We start from the raw sequence: 20,245 nt of genomic DNA on the forward strand, positions 1-20,245 counted from the left end.
AAAAGACTGCGGGATGCTGTGCTACCGGGCTTCGATCAGGCCCATCATGCCGCTGTCCTCGTGGTCGAGGATGTGGCAGTGGTAGACGGTTTTGCCGGTGAAGTCATCGAAGGCGATCCGGACCCGGACGCTGCTGCGGGCCGGGATGTTGACCACGTCCTGCCATGTGGGGCTCTCCACGGGCTGGCCGGCTTGTTCGAGGATTTGCATGGGCCACACGTGCAGGTGTACGGGGTGGTCCATCGGGCTGGTGTTCCGCAGGGTCCATTCCTCGACGGCGCCGGCGAGGACGGTGGTGTCGGTCCGGGCTGGGTCGAAGGGCCTGCCGTTGATGGTGAAGCTCATCATTCCCGACCCCGTCCCCCCGGCCATACCCATGTCCTGGCCGCCGTTGTTCATACCCATGCCCATGGCGAAGACCAGTTCCCGGTGCGCGGTGACCGCCACAGAGCGCAGGTCCCGTGGTGCCGGCTGCGGCGGGACCGGTCCCGGTGCGGCGCCCGGGGTGCCGGTAATAGCCAGGGTGGCCAGGGCGGTCCCGTCCGGGCCGGGCGGGGATTGTCCGCCTCCGTTGTTGCCGCCCATCATGGATCCCATGCTGCCTCTGTCTACGGGCAGGGTGCGCAGCACGGCCGCACCCTGAGCGGCGGTGACGAGTAGGTCCGCCCGGTTGCCTGGGGCCAACAGCACCTCCTCAACATCCCGGGGACTCTGGAAGCGGCCCGAATCCAGGCCGAGCAGCTGGAGGTGCTGGCCGTCGAGGCGCAGTTTCAGGTACCGGGAGGTGCAGGCATTGATGATCCGCCACCGTTCACGCTCGCCGGGCCGGGCGGCCAGAGCCGGGTTCAGCTGGCCGTTGACGAGCAAGAGGTTACCTTCGCGGCCCATCATTTTCTCCATCGCCGACACGGTGGCGATGGAACCGCCACCGGTGAGGGAGATGTCCGAGATGACTAGGACCCGTTCCCGGCTGACCGGCACGGGCTGTGGGTCCTGGACGATGATCGCCCCGTACAGGCCGCCGAAGATCTGGTCGGCCACGCTGCCGTGGCGGTGGGGGTGGTACCAGTACACGCCCGGCGGGTGGTCCGCCGGGAGCCGGTACTCATACTCAAAGGATGTTCCCGGTTCGATCGAAACCAGCGCATTGTCGCTGTTCCCCTGCGGGGAGACGTGCAGCCCGTGGACGTGCAGGTTGGTCGGATCCGCCAGCCGGTTCTCCAGGGCCACGTTCACCCGGTCCCCGGGCCGCAGTAACAGGGTGGGGCCGGGCAGGGACCCGTTATAGGAGAAAACGTTGGCGTCCCTGCCCGCGATCCTCATCTGGCCCAGCGCCGCTGACAGCTTCACCTGCAGCCGGCCGTCGGCACTGTGCAGGGCCTGCGGCTCACCCAGGTCCTGGCCGCTGGCTGCCTGGAAGCCCGTGCCCTGGCCCCACAACAGGCCTGCCGCGCCCGTCGCGACGGCCGCGACACCCGCACCTCCCAGCATCAGGGCACTGCGACGGCTGAGAGGCTGCATCAGGTGTCGTCCCCGAGGACCTTGAGCCGGTCACGGTATTCTTCTGTGCTCAATTCTCCCTTGGCGTACCGTTCGTCCAGGATTCGTCGGGCGGCGCTGACGCCTCGAGCGGACCCGCCCGTGCCAGGGCCATCCCCGCGGCCGGTTCCGCCGCGGTTTATACCGCCGGAGAAAAACCGCACGGCGAGGATCACCAGCAGCACGATACCGACAATCAGGAGTGCCCAGAACAGCCATGTCCAGCTCATCATCGAACCATATCCGCCCATCATTTTCCTTCTCCGTTCCTGTGGCATCGGCAGCTGTCCCGCCGGCCGCCTCGGGAGTCGTGGCGGGACCGGTGCAACGATTGCCAGCAATGATTCCCATATTCGACCCTAAGGGCCCGGGCCACAGCGACGCCCTCCGTGGGCTGGTTTTTCGGTTGTTTGCGGTTCAGGCGAGGGACAGGAAAAGTTTTTCCAGGTCTTTCTTATTCATGCTGGCATCTTCCCTGGTGATGCACTGCTCCAGGCCGGTGGCGATGATGACAAATCCTGCCCGGTCCAGGGCCTTGGATACGGCGGCGAGTTGGGTGACGACGTCCTTGCAGTCGCGGCCTTCTTCGAGCATCCGGGTCACGGCGGCGAGCTGGCCTTGGGCGCGTTTGAGCCGGTTGATAACCGGGGTGAGTTCTTTCGAATCAAGTTCCATGGCGGACTCCAGAGATGGGGACGTTTTTTCACAGTATATACCCCCATGGGTATGGTGGCCAGCGGAACTCACCCCTCTTCCTGTTAGTTGAGAACCATTTGCCAGATACCCTAGGGGGTATTATCGTTGTGATTAGAAGATACCGGAGGATTCCCTGTCGGAGACTCCATCCCCGCCCCGTGCAAGGAGAGCCCCATGCTTATTGAGCGCATCTATGACGAAGACTTGGCCCAGGCCAGCTACCTGATCGGCTGCCAGGCCAAGGGCGAAGCTCTTGTTGTCGACCCCCGTCGTGACATCGCCGTTTATCAGTCGCTGGCCGCCGCAAATGGAATGAAAATCATGGCCGTCACCGAGACGCACATCCACGCGGATTTCCTCTCCGGAACCCGTGAACTGGCTGCCGCGACCGGAGCTACCGCCTACGTTTCCGGCGAGGGCGGCACGGACTGGCAGTACGGTTTTGAAGCCGAACGCCTGCTTGACAACGATGAGGTCAGCTTGGGAAACATCACCGTGAAGGCCCTGCACACCCCGGGCCATACGCCCGAGCACCTCTCCTTCCTGATCACCGACGGCGCTTTTGCGGACACCCCGGGCTACCTGCTTTCCGGTGACTTCGTCTTCTCCGGCGACCTGGGACGACCCGACCTGCTCGATGAAGCCGCCGGTGGTGTGGACACCCGCTTCGCCGGGGCGAAGGAGCTCTTTACTAGCCTGCGGGAGAAGTTCTTGACCTTGCCGGATTACGTCCAAGTTCACCCCGGCCACGGCGCCGGCAGTGCCTGTGGCAAGGCTTTGGGTGCCATCCCCTCCACCACGGTTGGTTACGAGCGGCTCTACTCCTGGTGGGGGCCATACCTCGCAGCCAATAACGAGGCCGGCTTCATCAACGAGCTCCTCGACGGCCAGCCCGACGCCCACGCCTATTTCGGCCGGATGAAACGCGAAAACCGCGAAGGGCCCGCAGTGATGGGAGCTCGGGCACCCCTCCAGGAGCTCGCCGTCACCGACGTCCTCCGTGATCTCGCCGCGGACACGGTGACCTTCGTGGACACCCGCTCCCATGCCGAAGTCCACGAGGGCACCGTTGTAGGGTCCCTGAACATTCCGGCCGGCAAGTCCACGGCCAGCTTCGGCGCCTGGGTGGTGAACCCGGAAACCGATAGGAACCCGCTCGTGCTGCTGGCTCCGAACCAGACATCAGCGCAGGAGATGTGGGACCACCTGGTCCGGGTCGGCATCGACAACGTCGCTGGCTACGTCACCAGCCTTGAAAGCCTGCCCTCGAGCACGCCGAAGCTGATCCAGCCCGAAGAGCTCGACGACTTCGACGCCGCGATGGTCCTGGATGTCCGCAACCGCACCGAGCACACCGCCGGCCGCATCCCAGGTTCCCACCAGCTCAGCGGCGGCCGCGTCATGTGGAACCTCGACCAACTCCCGCCCGAGGGCACTATCGTGAGCTACTGCCAGAGCGGTGTCAGGAATTCCGTCGCGGCCAGTGCCCTGCGCCGCGCCGGCTACGACGTCGTTGAACTCGATGGCAGCTACGCCGGATGGGCCACCTGGGATCAGATGCGGGAGCCTGTTTCCAGCAACTAATCCGCGCCACATCTGAACTGATCAACTAACACCATTGGCGGCGCCCGGAACACCGGTCGCCGCCAATGTCGCATCCCCGACTGGTCTGCGGTCATCGCAATTGGCCGGGCGGGTCCGCCGCGAACCGCTGAAAGAAGCGTGGGCCAGATACGCCGCCGTCGACGATGCGGCCCCTACGATCGACCGGATGCAGTCGCGTCCTCGCGGAGGAATCAATGCACAGCACGGTCACAAGTCTGCAGTTTGGCGAGAAAGCACCATCGCAATAAAATACCCCATGGGGTATGCTGATGAAAACAATCCAAACATATATTAGGGAGCAAGCAGATGTGCCGTGCGGTGACATGTAAGAAATGTGGCAAGACAACGTGGGCTGGCTGCGGCGAGCACGTTGAACAGGTCATGCGCGGGGTCCCCTCCTCTGAGCGCTGCCGTGGGCACGAGCAGGAAAAGTCGGAGAGCCAGGGCTTTTTCGCAAAGCTGTTCGGCCGGTAGTTTGAACATTCCCAACGACTGGAAGGTCGTTGAGCTTATAGGGAGGCCCGGGAGGATGCAGTATCCTCCGGGGCCTCCCTTATGTCGTCGCGGTTTCTCTTAGGAGAGGAGCGCCTGCACGGCCACGTAAGTGGCAATGACCAGGACCAGGATTCCAAAGCCACGTTTGAGAATCTTGTCGGGGATCCGGGTGCCGATCCTTCCTGCTATGAGCGAGGCGACCATGGCGGCCCCGGCAAAAGCTGCTGTGACGGCCCAGTCGATCTGCAGATCGCCCAGGTGAGCGGTGAAGCCGGCGGCCGAGTTGATGACAATGACGACCAATGAGGTCCCGACGGTCAACGCCATGGGCAGTCCAAGAACCAGGGTGAGCGCCGGGACGATCAGAAACCCTCCTCCCACGCCCAGCAGCCCGGTTAGGAAGCCCACGACGGCGCCGGTGGCGATGGCCTTGGGCAGGCAGCTGCGCCAGTGGACCCCGCCGCCGCGCAGTGCGCAGGAACCCCCGGCGGCGGCGGATGGCATCAGCATCCTGATGCCAGCGAAGACCATGACGGCGGCGAAGGCCACCAAGAGGATCTTTGGATCAAGTAGGCGGTTGACCATCGCGCCGAGGTAGGCAGTAACGGTGCCGGCTGCACCGATGATCAGCGCCAGGCGCCAGTTCACCCCGGACCGCAGCCGGGGCAATACCGCGACGGCCGAGGATGCCCCAACGACAACGAGCGAGGTCGGGATCGCCGCGGCAAGCGGCAATCCTACACCGTAGACCAGGGCCGGGACGGCGAGGATGGATCCACCGCCGCCGACCAGACCCAACAGGGCGCCAACGACCAACCCGAACCCCGCCGCGGAGATGATCATTCCCGGGTACCCAGGCTCTGCAACGCCTGTTGGGCGGTGGGCTCGTTGGAAGACTTGTTCCAAGGCATGCGGGACAAGGCATTCCCCAGGGCGCAGCTGTTCGTCGCGGCCGAAAACGTCAGGCCCGCCCCGATCCCGCCAGCCACCAGGCGCAGCTTGGGTGAGACGAATTTCCCGGCGACGATGCTGGCAAGCACCAATGATCCTGCCGTCATCCTCACCTGGCGTTCCAGTGCCCAGGTCCGGCGGCCGCGGACTACGTCGCCGCCAGCAGCAGCGTAGGCGGGAACGCCTCCGGAAAGGACACTGGCACTGGCCAATCCGATGGAATCAAGGCGTTTGCGGGCCTGTTCGGCCCGGTTGCCGGACTGGCATACGAGTACGACGCGGGTGCCCATTTTTGCCGCAAATTCTTCGGTGTGCTCGCTGAGCATGGCCAACGGCACATGGTACGAGCCTCTGATATGCAGGGAATCGAACTCCGCGCCGCTGCGCACGTCAATGATCATCAGATCATCATGGTGATCTTCCCAGCCCTTCAGCGTGGAGGCGTCGATAGCCTGAGGGGCATTTTCGACCGTGTTGGTCTTAGCAGAGATAGTCATAGTCACTTTCGGTATGTTCTGGATCATTTCTGGTGGCCGACGCCCATGGCCCTGCCCAGAAAGGACGGCGTGAGGCGTTTGGAGGGTGCCTCGGTTTCGATGTGCGCCGCATGTACGGTCTTGTGGGCTGTGTCAATAGGGATAAGGGGAGTCCGCGTCGTCACCTGCGATTCGATTCATAATACCCCACGGGGTATTATGAATCGAATCGATACCCTAAAAAAGAGAACGTGTATCCCCTGTCGAATTGAGTGCATTAACGATCGTTCGCAAGACACTCCCCATCCGGTTTCGTGGCCCGCGGATTCCCGTGGCCGATTTTGTAACGCTTGCCGTGTACGCGGCAATGTAACGCTCAACCGGGTTGGTGATACACTTTCGTCATGCGAATCGGATATGGGCGTGTCTCAACACGCGATCAGCACCCCGAGGCCCAACACGATGCCCTGCGCGCGGCAGGCTGCGAGCAGGTGTACCTCGACACCGCCTCGGGGAAACTCGCCCGCAGGCCCGAACTCGACAAGGCGCTACTCTCGGCCAACCGGTCCGGCGATCAGCTCGTTGTCACCAAGCTCGACCGACTCGGGCGGTCGCTGGAAAACCTCATAGACCTGTCCAAGACGCTGCAGGAACGCGGTGTGGACCTGGTGGTCCTGGATCAGGGCGTCGACACGTCCACACCCGCCGGGCGGATGTTCTTCCAGATCATCGGATCGATCGCCGAATTCGAACACGCGCTGATGTCCGAACGGACCCGTGACGGGCTCGCCGCAGCCAGGGCGCGCGGACGGACCGGCGGGCAGAAACCAAAACTCGGTCCCCGCCAGATCAAGCTGGCCCGCGAAATGTATGAAGAAAAGAATGCCGACGGGAAACGTGCCCACACCGTGGAGCAGATCGCCCAGGAGTTCGGCGTCAGCCGTCCCACCATCTACCGGCACTTGGCCAAACCATGAGCGGCAGGTCTTGCGCATCCCGGTGCTACGACACGTCTGTAAATCACGCTTATCCAACCGGGGAGGACTTCTGACATGGCCCTACGATCCTTGCTCACGACTGCTGAACGCGGCCAAGTCCTTGAAATCCCCACCAGCACCGAGGACCTCGCGGTCCACTACACACTCAGCGAAGCGGACATGTCGTTGATTCGCCAACGCCGCGCAGATGCCAACCGGTTGGGCTTTGCCATCCAGCTGTGTCTGCTTCGGCACCCGGGTATCGCGCTGACCGACGACACCGAAGTGCCCACTGAAATGATCGACTGGGTCGCGGCCCGCCTGGCGATCCCGGCCGAGGCCTGGGATGAATATGGGACACGTGGGGAAACGCGGCAAGAGCATGGACGGGAGCTTCGCGCGTATCTGGGCATGTCCGCATTTGGAATCACGGATTTTCGCCAACTCGTGGAACACGTGGGCGAGGTGGCCGCACAAACAGACAAGGGCCTTGTCTTGGTCGGAGGCGCGCTGAACTTCCTGCGCTCAAGGAAGGTTGCCTCGCCCGGGGTGGGGATCATTGAAAGGGCCTGCGCGCAGGCGCTGACCCGGGCGAACCGGCGAATCTACGCCATCTTATGCGACCAACTCTCCGTCGATCACCGACGGCGTCTGGATGGTTTGTTGCTTCGCCGCACCGATAGTTCCTTGACCGAAATCGGCTGGCTGCGGCAGGCACCACTGCGACCCAACGCACGGGCGATGAACGAGCACATCGACCGACTCACGGCCTGGCGTGCCCTTTGCCTGCCGTGGGACGCCGGCAAACTGGTGCACCGGAACAGGTTGCTGAAGTTGGCCCGCGAGGGTGCATCGATGACAGCGGCAGATCTGGCAAAGTTTGAACCCGGACGCAGGTACGCGACCCTGTTCGCGATGTCCGTGGAAAGCATGGCAACGGTCACCGACGAAATCATCGATCTGCATGACCGAATTATTGGCCGGATCATTCGCACCGCCCGGAACAAACAAAACCAGAACACTTTGGCCTCCCGTGCCACCGTCGCAGCCATGATGCGCCTGCACTCCAAGCTCGGCGATGCCCTGATTGCAGCCAAGGATAACGGGGAGGACCCCTTCGCCGCGATCGACACAGCCATCGGCTGGGAAGCCTTGGCCGAAAGCATCGCCCAAGCCAAGGACCTCACCCGGCCCGCACTCGATGACCACCTCGCCCTGGTCAGCACCCACTTCACCACGCTGCGCCGCTACACCCCGGCATTCCTTGCCGCCATTGACCTCCAAGCAGCCCCCGCGGCGCAGGACCTGTTGGCCGCTATCAATGTCATCCGCACCATGAATACCACCGGTGCCCGAAAGATCCCGGACGATGCACCCACATCGTTCATCCGTCCCCGGTGGAAGCCTCTGGTCTTCACTGACAACGGCACAGACCGTGGATTCTACGAGTTTTGTGCCCTGGCGGAGCTCAAGAATGCACTGCGGTCCGGAGACATGTGGGTCACTGGCTCCCGGCAATTCCGCGACTTCGATGACTACTTGCTGGCGGGCACCGATTACACGGCCATGAAGAACGCCGGGGAACTTCCCCTGATCACAACCAATGGCGGCGAAGAATATCTCAAGGACCGACTCGCCCTGCTCAGCGAACGTCTGCACCAAGTCAACGCTCTGGCCTCCCGTGACGAACTGCCCGGGGTGCTGATCACCGACAGCGGCGTGAAGATCACCCCGCTCGAGACGATCGTGCCGCAACACGCGCAGCCCTTGATCGACCGGGCCAGCGCCATGTTCCCGCGGATACGAATCACCGACCTGTTGATGGAAGTCGATGGCTGGACCGGCTTCACACGCCACTTCACCAACCTCAAGTCCGGCCAGCCCTCCAAGGACAAGCAGCTTCTGCTCACCGCAATCCTGGCCGACGGAATCAACCTGGGCCTGACCAAGATGTCCGAGGCATGCACCGGCGTCACCTACGCCCAACTGGACCGCCAGCAGGCATCCCATATCCGGGATGAAACCTACAGTGCCGCCCTGGCCGAGCTGGTCAATACCCAGCACGCACACCCCTTCGCAGCGCACTGGGGCGATGGCACCACCTCTTCCTCGGACGGGCAACGCTTCCGCGCCGGCAGCCATGCCGAATCCACCGGGCATGTAAACCCGAAATACGGGGCCGACCCCGGACGGATGATCTACACCCACGTCTCAGACCAGTATTCGCCGTTCCACAGCAAAATCATCAACGTCGGGGACCGCGACGCCACCTACGTCCTGGACGGACTGCTCTATCACGAGTCAGACCTGGCCATCCAGGAGCACTACACCGACACCGCAGGGTTCACCGACCACCTCTTCGCCCTCATGCACCTGCTCGGATACCGATTCGCACCCCGGATCCGCAACATCGGCGACACCCGCCTCTACACACCCACCAACAACGCTAAACTGTCGACGTTGACACCGCTGATCGGCGGCACCATCAACACCAAAACCATCACCACGCACTGGGATGAAATCCTCCGCCTGGCCACATCCATCAAGACAGGCACCGTGACCGCCTCCTTAATGATGCGCAAACTCGGCGCCTACCCACGCCAAAACGGCCTCGCCACAGCACTGCGGGAACTGGGCAAACTGGAACGAACGCTCTTCCTGCTGGACTGGCTCCAAGAACCCGACCTGCGCCGCAAGGTCACAGCCGGACTGAACAAGGGAGAAGCACGGAACACCCTGGCCCGAGCCGTTTTCTTCAACCGACTGGGAGAGATCCGCGATCGATCCTTCGAGCAACAGCGCTACCGGGCCTCGGGGCTGAACCTTCTCACCGCGGCCATCGTCCTCTGGAACACGGTCTACCTCGACCGCACCATCACCACCTTGAATCAGGAAGGCAACCCCACGGACCCCGACCTGCCGCGGTTCCTCTCACCCCTGGGATGGGAACACATCAACCTCACCGGCGACTACACCTGGCCACGCACCAACAAGATCAAACCCGGCAAATACAGGCCACTACGACGCCCGACAAAACCTTAGCGTCGGATATTTTACTTTTTCACAAGCCACCCCACTACAACGTCTACCTCCAATGTCTTTCCCGCCGCCGCTACCAGCGTGAGGGATAATCAGTGGTACACGCACTGAAGCACCCTCCCAATGGACTCTCCCACCTCGAAAGGCACGACGATTCCATGACACCAGCCCGGACGTCACAACGAAAATTCGGAACCTTCCTGACTGGGATGGCCGCACTGGTAGTGATCCTCGCGGCCTGCAACCCGTCCCAGGGTCCAGCCGCTGGTGGCTCAACGGCAACCCCCAAACAAGCTGCGCAGTCCAGCCCCAGCAGCAACCCCATCTGTCCGAAGCTTGCCGAGCAACTGGAGACCCTGAATTTCTTTCCGAACACTATTTCCCTGCAGGACAACTCCGGCGCGATATCCATGGACACCGATATCCACAACCTTCAAAGCACCGCACCAGCGGACCTGAAGCCGCAACTCAAGGGGCTCGACAAAGTCATGGAAGCAGCTATCACCAAGCCCGCCAGCTACACTGAATCAGCCTTCGTCAAAGCCAAAAACACTGTCGAAGACTGGGGCCTGAAATACTGCTGAAAACAATTCGGCACCCTGTTGTGCAACCGAACCAGATGCCTGCAGCGAAAATAGTGCAAATCCCGGAACGCTACGCCGTATGCCACACGCAGCACTCCCACCTCGTCCAGGACGGCTCCTAAGGGCGGCCTTGTCCCCGACCTGCCAGCCTCCAATTCCCACCGGTACCGTAAGGGGCGGACCGTTCTAGACTCGGGCTGCTGTCCGTGTTTCCGCCGGCGCCCCGGCCATCCAGATCGCAACCTCCGGCACCTCGCTGGTGATCACGTCCGGCAAGCATCTCATCGGCCGGTCAAGTCCTCCGCTCAGTCATGCCGTGCCGCCCCTAGAAGAACTCAGGAAAGAGGTGGCAGTGTAAACCTCCCCTTCCATGCATCATTGCTGGTTGCTTTTCCTGCAGCAGCCCTCGTCGCCGGCAAGGTCGCCAAGGCCGTCAGCACGGATGTCATGACATGGCATTGCTGCGGCACGGCGGGATGACGAAAGTCGTTGACGGGTGCGACGCCCCGTCGACGCTGGGCTCGTCCATGCGAGCCTTCAGCTTCGGGGCAGGCGAGGCAACTGGACGCTGTTGCCTCCCGCTTCCTGATCAACCTGGCATGAAAAGCACCCTGTTCGTCACACCCGTCGACGAAGACTTTGTCTTCGTCGACGACCATCGAGGTTCATGGACACCAGAAGCAGGACTCCGGCTACGGGCGCTTCGCGGTCCGGGGCCTTAACACGGTGCTCGCCATCGCCCAACCGGCTGTACGGATACTACTCAACCCCCGCGTTCCCTCAGGCCGCTACCTAGAGGAAAGGAGAGGGGTTGACAGTCTCGCCGTTAACCATGACCTCAAAATGGAGGTGGCACCCGGTGGAGTTGCCAGTGGTTCCGGCGCCGGCGACCTGCATGCCCTGGGTGACCTGTTGACCGACGCTCACACCAATGCTCTCGAGGTGGTTGTAGCTGGTTTGGATGCCGTTTCCATGGTCGATGACAATACGGTTCCCTCCACCATAGGGACTCCAGCCGGCCTCGCTGACCGTCCCGGAGCCAGCTGCGAACACCGTGGTGCTACACGTAGCCGCGAGATCCAATCCCGTGTGCAGTTCACCTGTAGCTCCGGTGAGCGGGCTGGAGCGGTAGCCGAACGGGGAATTGATCGTCATGGCCGCTAACGGGGGACGCAAATTTTTGGACGAAGGTGCTGGGGCCATGGTCGCTGCGGGCGGTGCTGTGGAAGGTGAGGCAACTGTCTGAGGGTTGTTCGTCGAAGTAAGCGCAAGTTCTGCCGCTGGCGACTGAACGGGGGGAGCAGGTTTTCGTGTGCTGGAGACGACAGGAGTCGCAAAGCTGATTTGTACATCCTTGCTGGCAGTCACCTGGGACTGGGCTGCATGATTCAAGAGCTCTGTCGATGCGTCCGCTGTGGCGCCGGAACTATGCGGGGTTCCGGCATGAGCGGCCGTTAGGCCGATGACGGCGATAAGCCCGGATGCGGTAACGGTTCCGAGTTGGCGGGCAAGCCTCGCCCGCCCAGACGGGGCGGCCGGCGGGGATGCCGGCGGGGATGCCCAGTGGCGTCCACGGGACTGGGGCGCAGCCTTGGGTGTGGTGGCGCGGCGACGGCCGTGCTGGCGGTGGTCAGTCAAGATAGTGGTCCTCTCGACGCCGGCGAAGTTAGCTGTCGGATTCGGACGAGAGATATGCCCGGCACATCAAAGCTCATGCCGCGAGAACGGCGTGAGGAGCGATGCGCTTCACCCCAAGGTGCACAATGTCACCGGTACTGGGTCCTCCACCCCCGCCGGGCAATTGACTGGCCGTGGACTGCCGGCGGGGTTTGGCGATGCGGTCCACGGGCATAATCGTGAGACTATGCGGAAATCTAAGAATATCTGAAATCTAAAATAGTTACCAATTTGTTACATGCGAATCATGTGGGGGCGGTGACTGGAGTGCCCACAATCGGGCTTGGTGGAGCTGTAACGTGGGCATTCTTGGCTTGTAGCGCTCGACAGCCAGGACCTCAATCTTTGCTGGGATCGCAACACTCAAGCGCCCTCCCGCGGCTTCCTCCCAGGTTGCCTGCCCGAAAGTGGCGACTGAAGGGACTTGGATCCACGGACGAGCCTGAAACCTCATGGGGCGCTTCACCGCCTTCCATCGTTGTTGTGCGCGACCGGGGATGACAGATTTCAAAGCATCGATCTGAACGTATAGTCATATGTGACTCTATTTTCGCTTGAGTTGCTGAACAAAGTCTGTGAGAGGGGAAAGGACTTTCTGCTTCGACGATGCGTCCCACTACGGCCCGGTGATTTGGCGGGCAGGAATCCCCTGCCTTATCCGTGCACCCGTAAAGCGAATCAACCGTGACCGGGGTCGTTGCCGCCATGTTTATACAACGCACGGTCTAGTCCCTCACCCTGACCTGATGGTCAACTGCCACTCGCTCCACTCGTCTCATAAGGATCATTGAAATTGCCTGCTACAGACCCTAAGGAAATGCCGCTTCAGCACCCCCTGAACGGGCAGGGGCCGGTCCGGATGCCTCTGGGCGCCCGCCGTCTTTTGTTTATTGGCGGGTTTTGTGTGCCGGTGGGGCTGATCGCCACTGCCTATGTTTTTTGGGCGCAGCTGTTGCTCGTGGCCGGTGTAGCAGCGGTGGCGGTGGCACTGTCCTACCGGGACGGGGAACAATGGTTTTCCAAGTGGTCTTGGTTGACTGCCATCGCTGGTGGAGCTTGGGTGCTGTTTACTGCCGGGTATTGGTTGACGATCATCGCGGCCGCCCAAGCCTCGACTCCTCTGACTATCTGGCCCACCGTTTTATTCTCCTGCGGCATAGGAGCAGTCGTGGGGGTCGTCGCCGGCTTTACAGGGGGCTGCGTTTCACGTTTCCTGACGGCCCGGCGGGCAAAAGCGTTATCGATCTAGACGGTGGTTGGTAACACTGCCTCCAGCGTCCCACTTTTGCTGTTCAGAGTTGTCCTCGCATCCGAAGGTGGTCCCTCGGATGCGAAGGACTGCTTCTAGGACGCTTTGGACTTGGCTATTTGCCGCCGAACGATGATCAATGTTCCGATAGCTCCAGCCAAAATGGCTGCGGGAATGCCGACGGCTAGTGTGAGTGCGCCGTTGTTTGAACTCTTCGGCTGATCCGCTGCATTGGACACTTCGGCGCTTGCTTCGATACCGCTCACGGGCGCCGTTGTTGCCGGGAATGTCGTGGCCTTACCAGCTGCGCCCTGGTCTTCGACAGTGAAGGTGTAGCCCCCTTCAACGGGATGCCCGTCGGAGGAGACAGCACGCCACAACACCTTGTACTTCCCGGCGCTTCCACTGGTGACGGCGGTGGAGAGGGTTGGACCTTGGATGACGACCTTGCCATCGCTGACGGTCTTCCCCGCTCCGTCGGTGACGGTGATGATGCTCAGCTTCAGACTGTCAGAATCAGTGGGGGGCTTGGACAGTGTCAGGGAGACGGTCTTGGGGGCGACAGAGACTGTCGCGTCGGCGGCTGGACTTGTCGACGCAAGTGCGTCGTGAGCCAGGGCCGGTGTGGCCATGAGGGCTGGAAGGAGCACGGCCGTGCCGAGGGCGAGGCTCAGGCGGTAGCGTCGAAGCTGGCGTTTCTTCATGGGTGGTTCTGCAATTCTGCTCTGTGGTTCGCTGGTTGAGGGGATGGGCCATTCGTGGCTGGGCGCGCCCGAGCATGCGCAAAGCGCATATGGCGCACAGCAGTTTGGACACATATTCTGGGCCGTTCCGACTTCTTTAGGTCGAGATCAGCTTTCCATGTCCAGGAGGGCCCCTAGGTGAAGGATGTCCCTGGCGCAGGCAACCCTTTACCGGGGATCGGTATCCCGTGCACACAATGTGCTGGCCGAATGCGATGGGCAACGATTGTGGCGGTGAGATGCGATGGCGCAACCAGCGCGAAAGCGTCCACAAGATGAATTCTCCCCACGCGAGCATCATGGCAGCAAATACTGTCGCGACGGTATGCCAGGTCAGCATTAGCAGTGAACCGGGGGCAGTGAGATGCTCTTGCGGGAATGCCTCAAGTGACGCCTTGGCAGCGGGAACAGTCATGGTCCCGCGGTGATCGGTGTTCTGGGCGACATGGCTGGAGCCGCCTGCCAGGGCGGCAAAGACATAATGCAGGACCGTTTGACCCGCTGCGAGATAGACAATCAGCACTAGGGCGGTCATCTTCACCCTTGCGAGCAGTACCGGGGGGAGAAAAGCGACGCAAGCCAGAGTCGCCAGGATGGCAGTTGGTGGCAGTTGGTCCCCTGTGAGCTGGTGGGCTGCAGCCTGCATACCCAGGACCGTGGCGGCTAGGACCGCTGCCCGTGGGAACCGGAATGGTGACTGCGCCAAATTCATCCTCCCCATTCCTTGCTCGGCATTGTTGGGTTCAGCTAGGTACGGAGCACCATAGTTTGGTGCTCGTCGGGGTATCGGATCTTGCGGTTACTTGGCGGTGTCTGCCAGCGCCTGCCTCAAGGCTTCCTTGGTTGTGAGTGTGAGTTTTTTCCCGTCGAGAAAGAATGTAGGGGTTCCCGTGACTCCCAGGGCTGTTCCGTCGGCGACGTCCTTGAGGATCCGTGCCTTCGTTTTATCGTCGGCGACTGCTGCGTCGTAGGCGGTCATGTTGAGCCCCATTTCTTGTGCGAAGGTTCTAAACAGTGCCGCTTCGGATTCTTGTTTCTCCCCCCATTGGGTCTGGGTTTCAAAGAGCTTGTTATACATTTGCTCATATTTGCCCTGTTGGGCTGCGGCTTCGGCTGCCAGGGCCGCAGTTTTCGAGTTGCGGTGGCTGGGGAGGGGGAAGTAGCGGGTGACGAAGGTGATTTTGTCCCCGAATTCTTGCTTAAGCTCGTTGACGAAGGGCTGAATGGATCCGCAGGCCTCACACTCGAAATCAAGAAATTCGACCAGTTGCCCTTGTTCCTTGACGGGTTTGGTGACGCGGTGACTATCCCCGCGAACCAGTTGGCCCCCATCAGCGGGCGTTGTGACTTGAGGGGCCGGTTTGGTGAAAGTGAAGACGGCGTACCAGATCAGTCCCGCGGCAACAATCATGGCCATCAATATCCAAACAATCCTGCGGGCCTTTTTAGACGTGTCTGCCGGAGTGGTTGGGGTTGGTGGTTTCAGTGTCATGGGTGATGGATGCTTTCTTGATCGCGGTGGGCGGCGGATTCTATTTGAAACGTTGAGTGCTCAATGCTGATGTCGAAGTGTTCGGCGACACACTTTTGCAGGTCGGCCAGGATGACGCCCGCATGGCCGTCTGTCATGCAAGCGTCCTCAACAGTGACGTGGGCGGACAGTACCGGTGTTCCGGACGCCACCAGCGACGCGTGCAGGTCATGGACGTCAACAACGTGAGGCAGGGCGAGCATGTGCTCACGGACCTTCGCAAGGTCAAGTCCTCTGGGGACGCTCTCCATTAGGACATTGACGGTGTCCCGGAGCAGCTTCACAGTTCGGGGAATGATCAACGCACCGATCAGCAAGGACACAACAGCATCGGCCTGTAGCCACCCGGTCGTTGCGATAACGATGGCGGCAACGATGACAGCGACCGATCCCAACGCATCGTTGAGGACCTCCAGGAACGCGGCCTTCATATTGAAGTTGTGGTTGCGCCCGGAGGAAAGGATGACAAGGCTGATGGCGTTGCCCAGCAAGCCGATGATGCCGAACCACAGCATCATGGACTCACCAACTTCCGGTGGTTCGAAGAGCCTGCGAACGCCTTCGATGATGACAAACCCACCGACAGCCAGCAGCAAAGATGCCTGTCCGGCAGCGGCAATGATTTCCGCGCGCTTGTACCCCCAGGTACGGGTCAGCGTTGCCGGCTTCAGCGCCAGCGATGCCGCGATCAGGGCTATCAGCAGTCCAGCTGAGTCTGTGAACATATGCCCGGCGTCAGCCAAGAGTGCCAGACTTCCCGTTAGTACGGAACCGAAAATTTCGGCAATCATGACAGTGAAGGTGATAGTAAAGACAAGGATGAGCTTGCCGCGCTGGGTGGGCGCCGCCGCACCGTGATCGTGAGCACTCATGGGTTTCTCTCCAAAAGTTGAGGATCAATGACAACGAAACGAGATGGCACCCCGGTGAGATCGGACTGTGCACCGCAGAAGTTACTTAGACACCTGAGATTTCCCTCGCAAGGATCAAAAGCCATTAGGTTCTTTCAGGGCACGGCCCCGGTCTTCGGTGGAGTCCTTTCCGGAGTTGGCATGTGACCAACGGAGTGCCAAGACCAGGGATATGAGGAGTGTTGCAGACAGGGCCACGGCCCACGGAATGACACTGGCGACTTGCTGATCAGCCAACGGTGCCAGGCCCCATGTTCTTCCGAGACCCTCGAACCATCCTTGTCCAAGGAGCGTTGACGACAACCGCAAATTGGTGCTCAAAACGACTTGGGCCACTACGACGGCCAGGAGCAATAGCATCTTTGTGTCGTAGGTTGCTCGCCGCCGGATTGGATCTTTGGCAAGCATGGAATAGGCGAACAAGCACCCCACGCCTGTGAAGTAGGCAATCATGAGTTCGTGGCCTACGTGCTCGCGGAGGGCAAACCCAAAAGCATCAGAGTAGTAGAAGAACATCAGGGACACACCCAGGAGTGCCGTGGCACACCCGGGACGAGTCGCAACCACCCATGCTCGCGACTCGGTGATGGCCACAATCCACTCCCGCGGTCCCCGGGAGTCATCGAGCCGCGGCTTCAGGACCTTGAGTGCGAGCGTGAGAGGTGCCCCCAGGACAAGGAGGACCGGAACAACCATCGTCAAGGAAAACTGATTGAGGATATGGGCGCTGAAAAGTATGCGCCCATAGACGGCAGGACCGCCGGAGGTGAAATACACCAATGCTCCCAGACCAAAAACCCAGGAAAGAATTTTCCCATAATGCCAAGGCTCACCCTCCCGGCGAAGACTGTGCACCGCACGGAGATAGAGGTAAGCCGCCAAAACAGCCAGTGCTATCCACAACCAATCCGGACGCCAGGTCGTAACCCATTCCTTGCCCGTCAGTTCCGGAGGCAGAAGGTAACCGGTGAATACCTCCGCCGGGGTTAGTGCCGGGCGGAGGTCCTCTCCGCCCGGTGGCGGGGTCCGGCTCAATACGGCAGCAAGACCAATGACAGATCCCATGATCAGCAACTCAACGACAATGACACGCCAGAGCAGCCGCTGATCCCTTCCCCGGCCTGTCGGTGACTCCAGGCCCGGAATCAGCCACCTGCGATGAAGGAACCCCGCCACCCCCAGAACGACGGTGGCCCCAGTTTTGAGTAGAAGTAGACGTCCGTAATCAGAGCTCAGATCCCCAGGAATATCGATACGAATTAGGGCGTTGATAATTCCGGAAGCGAAGACGAGCACGAAAGCAAACCCGGCCAGGGTGGAGTACCTCCTCACCACCGTGGCCGTGTCCCGTCCCAGGGAAGAGCCGCTCACGACTAGTGCGGTTAGACCGCCAAGCCACAGGCACACACCCACCAGGTGCAACCCCAATGAATTGATGGCTTGTTCATGGTCGCTGCCACCGGCTGCATGGCCAATGAGAACCATAGGCAATAGACCCGTCAAAGCCAGTCCCGCCGTGACTGCCAGGGCCCCCAATGAGCGGGCGCCAAAGGTCAAGGTCGAGACGATCGCCGAAATGATGACAACCCACAGCCACGCTGTGCCGGTGGCAATATCCGTGACGTAGGAGGCCAGCATGGCGGCAAAATCAGGGTTTCCCGATAACGGAACCCCCGCAATATCGGCAAAACTAAAAAGCAGGACAGCCACCGCCGACAACGTCCAAACCAGGCTCGATACAGCAGCAAGGGCCATGACCCGGGTGAATGCCGGATGCTCGGATCCCTTGAGGACCAGACTCGTGCGCGCAGCACCTTTACCAGCCGCTCCATGAACCACCGGCGGAACAATGAACGCCGCGAAAACCAAGGCCCCGATGGTTGAGGCCGCCGCCATGTTCTGCAGGGGTTGCGCCACCTTGTAACCCCAACGAACCATGACCCCTGGATCACGGATCTGCCCCGGATTGGCCCCCTGAGCTATGACAGTGGCAACCAGGACAACAGCCACGGAAAGGACCGCAGCAATCACAGCCCACCACTGGGTAGGGGCCGTGCCGCGGCCATTGATGGGTGACGGCACTTTCAAAGCCACGGCAGTTCCTCAACGTAGTCCTCCCCGGAACCGAATACCTTCGGACCAGACAATGCCAACAAGCGCCGACACGTCACAAGAATATATGTAGAGTAGTTCAGACGTTAAATGAGGGTAAGTGGTGCGCCTGGGTCAGGCTCAGCTTGGTCCGACGGTGACGGGTATTACGGCATCACCTAATCCCCTATCGTAAATGCGAACCATTAGCAGGTAAGGGTAGTCTTGATGAATGACCGGAAAATCAACCAAATCGACCTCCTCGAAGGTACTCTCAGACAGCGAATGCTCAGTCAGGCTCGTCGATGCAGGCAAGGTCGAGATGGTCAAGTCCAAAATGCCCCAGGACGCCAATGTAGTGGACCTCGCAGCCACCTTTGGGCTCCTCTCCGATCCTGGGCGGGTACGCATCCTCATAGCCTTGCTCGAAGGGGAAATGTGCGTTTGCGATCTGGCCGCTACCACCGGTCTCAGCGAATCGGGCGTCTCCCATGCGTTGCGTCTTCTCCGAGCCTCCCGGGTGGTGGAAGTCCGCCGCTCAGGACGAATGGCTTACTACTCTTTAGCCGATTCCCACGTCCGCATGCTGCTGGATGTCGGACTGACTCATGTCGGCCATGCCGGGCAACAACGATTGACGATGGCCAGTTCCGGGTAGCTATCCAGTGGTATATCGCACCACATTCAATCCCTGAATGGCGGCACTGACATGCCGGACTTTGACATCGAAGGTCCAGTGTGGCTACCCACGCTGGCACCATCCCTGAGCGAGTATCTTTCACCAAACCTTCAACCCATCCCCCTTATTCCCGCACTGGCCCTGCTCGCGGGCATTTTCTACCTTGCAGGGGCCATCAAGCTATGGACCCAGGGCCGGCCCTGGTCGCCCGTTCGCACCGCCTCATTCCTGAGTGGATGCCTGACGATCATTGTCGTCATGGGGGCCGGCATTGAAGGCTATGGGTTGGGCATGTTCTCCATCTTCATGTTCCAACAGCTGACGCTCATGATGGCCGTTCCACCCCTCTTGGTGCTTGGTTCTCCAGGGACCCTGATGCTGCGGGCCACACCTCATTCAAAATTCGGCCGCCCAGTGTTGCAACTTGCCCTCTGGGGGTTGAGGTCCCGATGGGGACGATTGGCTATCCACCCCGCCTTCATGGTCCCCCTGTTCCTGATGAGCTTCTATGGCTTCTACTTCTCCGGACTAGCCGACTCACTCTTGCCGAACTGGTTCAGCCACGTTGGCTTGGAACTCTTGTTCCTCCTGAGTGGGATTTTATTCACCGTCCCGCTGATCTCTGCCGATCCCCTTCCTCGACGTCAAACCCATTTTGGGCGCATGGTGGACATATTCGCAGAAATGCCGCTGCACGCGTTCTTCGGTGTGATCGTCATGATGTCCACGAAGCCCATGGTTAATTTCTTCGCGGCCCCACCGGCATCGTGGAACATTGATCCAATGGCCGACCAAAACGTGGCCGGCGGCTTGGCATGGGCCTATGGTGAACTGCCCTCCGTGCTAATGCTTCTATTCATTCTCGTACGATGGCAACGCGATGAAGCCCGCGGCTGGGCCAAATCTGAGAGGAAGATTGCCACGGAAGGCACCCCCGAATTGGATGACTACAACGACTACCTTCAGCAACTATCCACTCAACGGGAGCGAAGGTGACCCACC

The 20,245-nt window shown here is 60.8% G+C and carries 18 protein-coding genes, 1 pseudogene and 1 riboswitch; of the genes and pseudogenes, 8 read left to right on the top strand and 11 right to left on the bottom strand.

Going from position 1 to position 20,245, the window contains the following annotated elements; genetic code table 11:
• Positions 1–21: 21 nt before the first annotated feature.
• The 3 genes from LOH53_RS13810 to LOH53_RS13820 all read right to left on the bottom strand — a co-directional run bounded on the left by LOH53_RS13810 (position 22) and on the right by LOH53_RS13820 (position 2,214).
• Positions 22–1,521, bottom strand: coding sequence for a multicopper oxidase family protein (locus LOH53_RS13810; protein WP_230068336.1), 1,500 nt, complete (start codon positions 1,519–1,521; stop codon positions 22–24).
• Positions 1,521–1,793, bottom strand: coding sequence for an SHOCT domain-containing protein (locus LOH53_RS13815; RefSeq protein WP_230068337.1), 273 nt, complete (start codon positions 1,791–1,793; stop codon positions 1,521–1,523). The genes LOH53_RS13810 and LOH53_RS13815 overlap by 1 nt, the downstream gene beginning before the upstream one ends.
• Positions 1,794–1,956: 163 nt before the next feature.
• Positions 1,957–2,214, bottom strand: a complete 258-nt coding sequence (locus LOH53_RS13820) for a metal-sensitive transcriptional regulator (RefSeq protein ID WP_230068338.1) — start codon at positions 2,212–2,214, stop codon at positions 1,957–1,959.
• Positions 2,215–2,409: 195 nt separating this feature from the next.
• Here LOH53_RS13820 and LOH53_RS13825 point away from each other — a divergent pair, with 195 nt between their 5' ends.
• Positions 2,410–3,819 (top strand): MBL fold metallo-hydrolase, encoded by a 1,410-nt coding sequence (locus tag LOH53_RS13825; protein ID WP_230068339.1) that lies wholly within the window; start codon positions 2,410–2,412, stop codon positions 3,817–3,819.
• Between the two features lie 594 nt (positions 3,820–4,413).
• Here the strand turns inward: LOH53_RS13825 and LOH53_RS13830 are convergent.
• Together LOH53_RS13830 and LOH53_RS13835 are read right to left on the bottom strand one after the other, a co-directional pair.
• Positions 4,414–5,178, bottom strand: coding sequence for a sulfite exporter TauE/SafE family protein (locus LOH53_RS13830; protein WP_230068340.1), 765 nt, complete (start codon positions 5,176–5,178; stop codon positions 4,414–4,416).
• On the bottom strand, positions 5,175–5,783 hold the full coding sequence (locus LOH53_RS13835; RefSeq protein WP_230068341.1) for a rhodanese-like domain-containing protein: 609 nt from the start codon (positions 5,781–5,783) through the stop codon (positions 5,175–5,177). The genes LOH53_RS13830 and LOH53_RS13835 overlap by 4 nt, the downstream gene beginning before the upstream one ends.
• Before the next feature lie 383 nt (positions 5,784–6,166).
• On the opposite strand from LOH53_RS13835, the gene LOH53_RS13840 reads away from it, so the two are divergent.
• From LOH53_RS13840 to LOH53_RS13855, 4 genes and pseudogenes are all read left to right on the top strand, one after another.
• Positions 6,167–6,739, top strand: a complete 573-nt coding sequence (locus LOH53_RS13840; protein WP_230068342.1) for a recombinase family protein — start codon at positions 6,167–6,169, stop codon at positions 6,737–6,739.
• 75 nt (positions 6,740–6,814) lie between these two features.
• Positions 6,815–9,781 (top strand): Tn3 family transposase, encoded by a 2,967-nt coding sequence (locus tag LOH53_RS13845; protein ID WP_230068343.1) that lies wholly within the window; start codon positions 6,815–6,817, stop codon positions 9,779–9,781.
• Positions 9,782–9,873: 92 nt separating this feature from the next.
• Complete coding sequence (locus LOH53_RS13850; protein ID WP_230068344.1) at positions 9,874–10,362, top strand: hypothetical protein; 489 nt, start codon at positions 9,874–9,876, stop codon at positions 10,360–10,362.
• 449 nt (positions 10,363–10,811) lie between these two features.
• A pseudogene (locus LOH53_RS13855) lies at positions 10,812–11,097 on the top strand (IS1380 family transposase); the annotation flags it as partial.
• Between the two features lie 57 nt (positions 11,098–11,154).
• Here LOH53_RS13855 and LOH53_RS13860 read toward each other — a convergent pair.
• Positions 11,155–12,000, bottom strand: a complete 846-nt coding sequence (locus tag LOH53_RS13860) for a M23 family metallopeptidase (RefSeq protein WP_230068345.1) — start codon at positions 11,998–12,000, stop codon at positions 11,155–11,157.
• A gap of 5 nt (positions 12,001–12,005) precedes the next feature.
• A riboswitch (cyclic di-AMP (ydaO/yuaA leader) is annotated at positions 12,006–12,207 on the bottom strand.
• Positions 12,208–12,832: 625 nt separating this feature from the next.
• Here LOH53_RS13860 and LOH53_RS13865 point away from each other — a divergent pair.
• The gene (locus tag LOH53_RS13865) at positions 12,833–13,288 is read left to right on the top strand and encodes a hypothetical protein (protein WP_230068346.1); all 456 of its coding nucleotides are present in this window, start codon (positions 12,833–12,835) and stop codon (positions 13,286–13,288) included.
• Positions 13,289–13,383: 95 nt separating this feature from the next.
• On the opposite strand, the gene LOH53_RS13870 is transcribed toward LOH53_RS13865, so the two are convergent.
• The 5 genes from LOH53_RS13870 to LOH53_RS13890 form a co-directional block, all read right to left on the bottom strand.
• Positions 13,384–13,992, bottom strand: coding sequence for a copper resistance CopC family protein (locus tag LOH53_RS13870; RefSeq protein WP_230068347.1), 609 nt, complete (start codon positions 13,990–13,992; stop codon positions 13,384–13,386).
• A 136-nt stretch (positions 13,993–14,128) separates the two neighbouring features.
• Entirely contained in the window at positions 14,129–14,743 is a 615-nt protein-coding gene (locus tag LOH53_RS13875) for a hypothetical protein (protein ID WP_230068348.1), read from the bottom strand.
• An 87-nt stretch (positions 14,744–14,830) separates the two neighbouring features.
• A complete protein-coding gene (locus tag LOH53_RS13880; protein ID WP_230068349.1) occupies positions 14,831–15,523 on the bottom strand; it encodes a DsbA family protein in 693 nt (230 codons plus the stop codon).
• The gene (locus LOH53_RS13885) at positions 15,520–16,434 is read right to left on the bottom strand and encodes a cation diffusion facilitator family transporter (protein WP_230068350.1); all 915 of its coding nucleotides are present in this window, start codon (positions 16,432–16,434) and stop codon (positions 15,520–15,522) included. Before LOH53_RS13885 ends, LOH53_RS13880 begins: the two co-directional genes overlap by 4 nt.
• A gap of 114 nt (positions 16,435–16,548) precedes the next feature.
• The gene (locus LOH53_RS13890) at positions 16,549–18,567 is read right to left on the bottom strand and encodes a cytochrome c oxidase assembly protein (RefSeq protein ID WP_230068351.1); all 2,019 of its coding nucleotides are present in this window, start codon (positions 18,565–18,567) and stop codon (positions 16,549–16,551) included.
• 229 nt (positions 18,568–18,796) lie between these two features.
• Here LOH53_RS13890 and LOH53_RS13895 point away from each other — a divergent pair, with 229 nt between their 5' ends.
• Both LOH53_RS13895 and LOH53_RS13900 read left to right on the top strand, forming a co-directional pair.
• Positions 18,797–19,222, top strand: coding sequence for an ArsR/SmtB family transcription factor (locus LOH53_RS13895; protein ID WP_376992063.1), 426 nt, complete (start codon positions 18,797–18,799; stop codon positions 19,220–19,222).
• Positions 19,223–19,273: 51 nt separating this feature from the next.
• The gene (locus tag LOH53_RS13900) at positions 19,274–20,239 is read left to right on the top strand and encodes a cytochrome c oxidase assembly protein (protein ID WP_230068352.1); all 966 of its coding nucleotides are present in this window, start codon (positions 19,274–19,276) and stop codon (positions 20,237–20,239) included.
• The last annotated feature ends 6 nt before the right edge of the window (positions 20,240–20,245 follow it).

The sequence above is a fragment of the Arthrobacter cryoconiti genome, assembly GCF_020905375.1.
Classification (GTDB): domain Bacteria; phylum Actinomycetota; class Actinomycetes; order Actinomycetales; family Micrococcaceae; genus Specibacter; species Specibacter cryoconiti.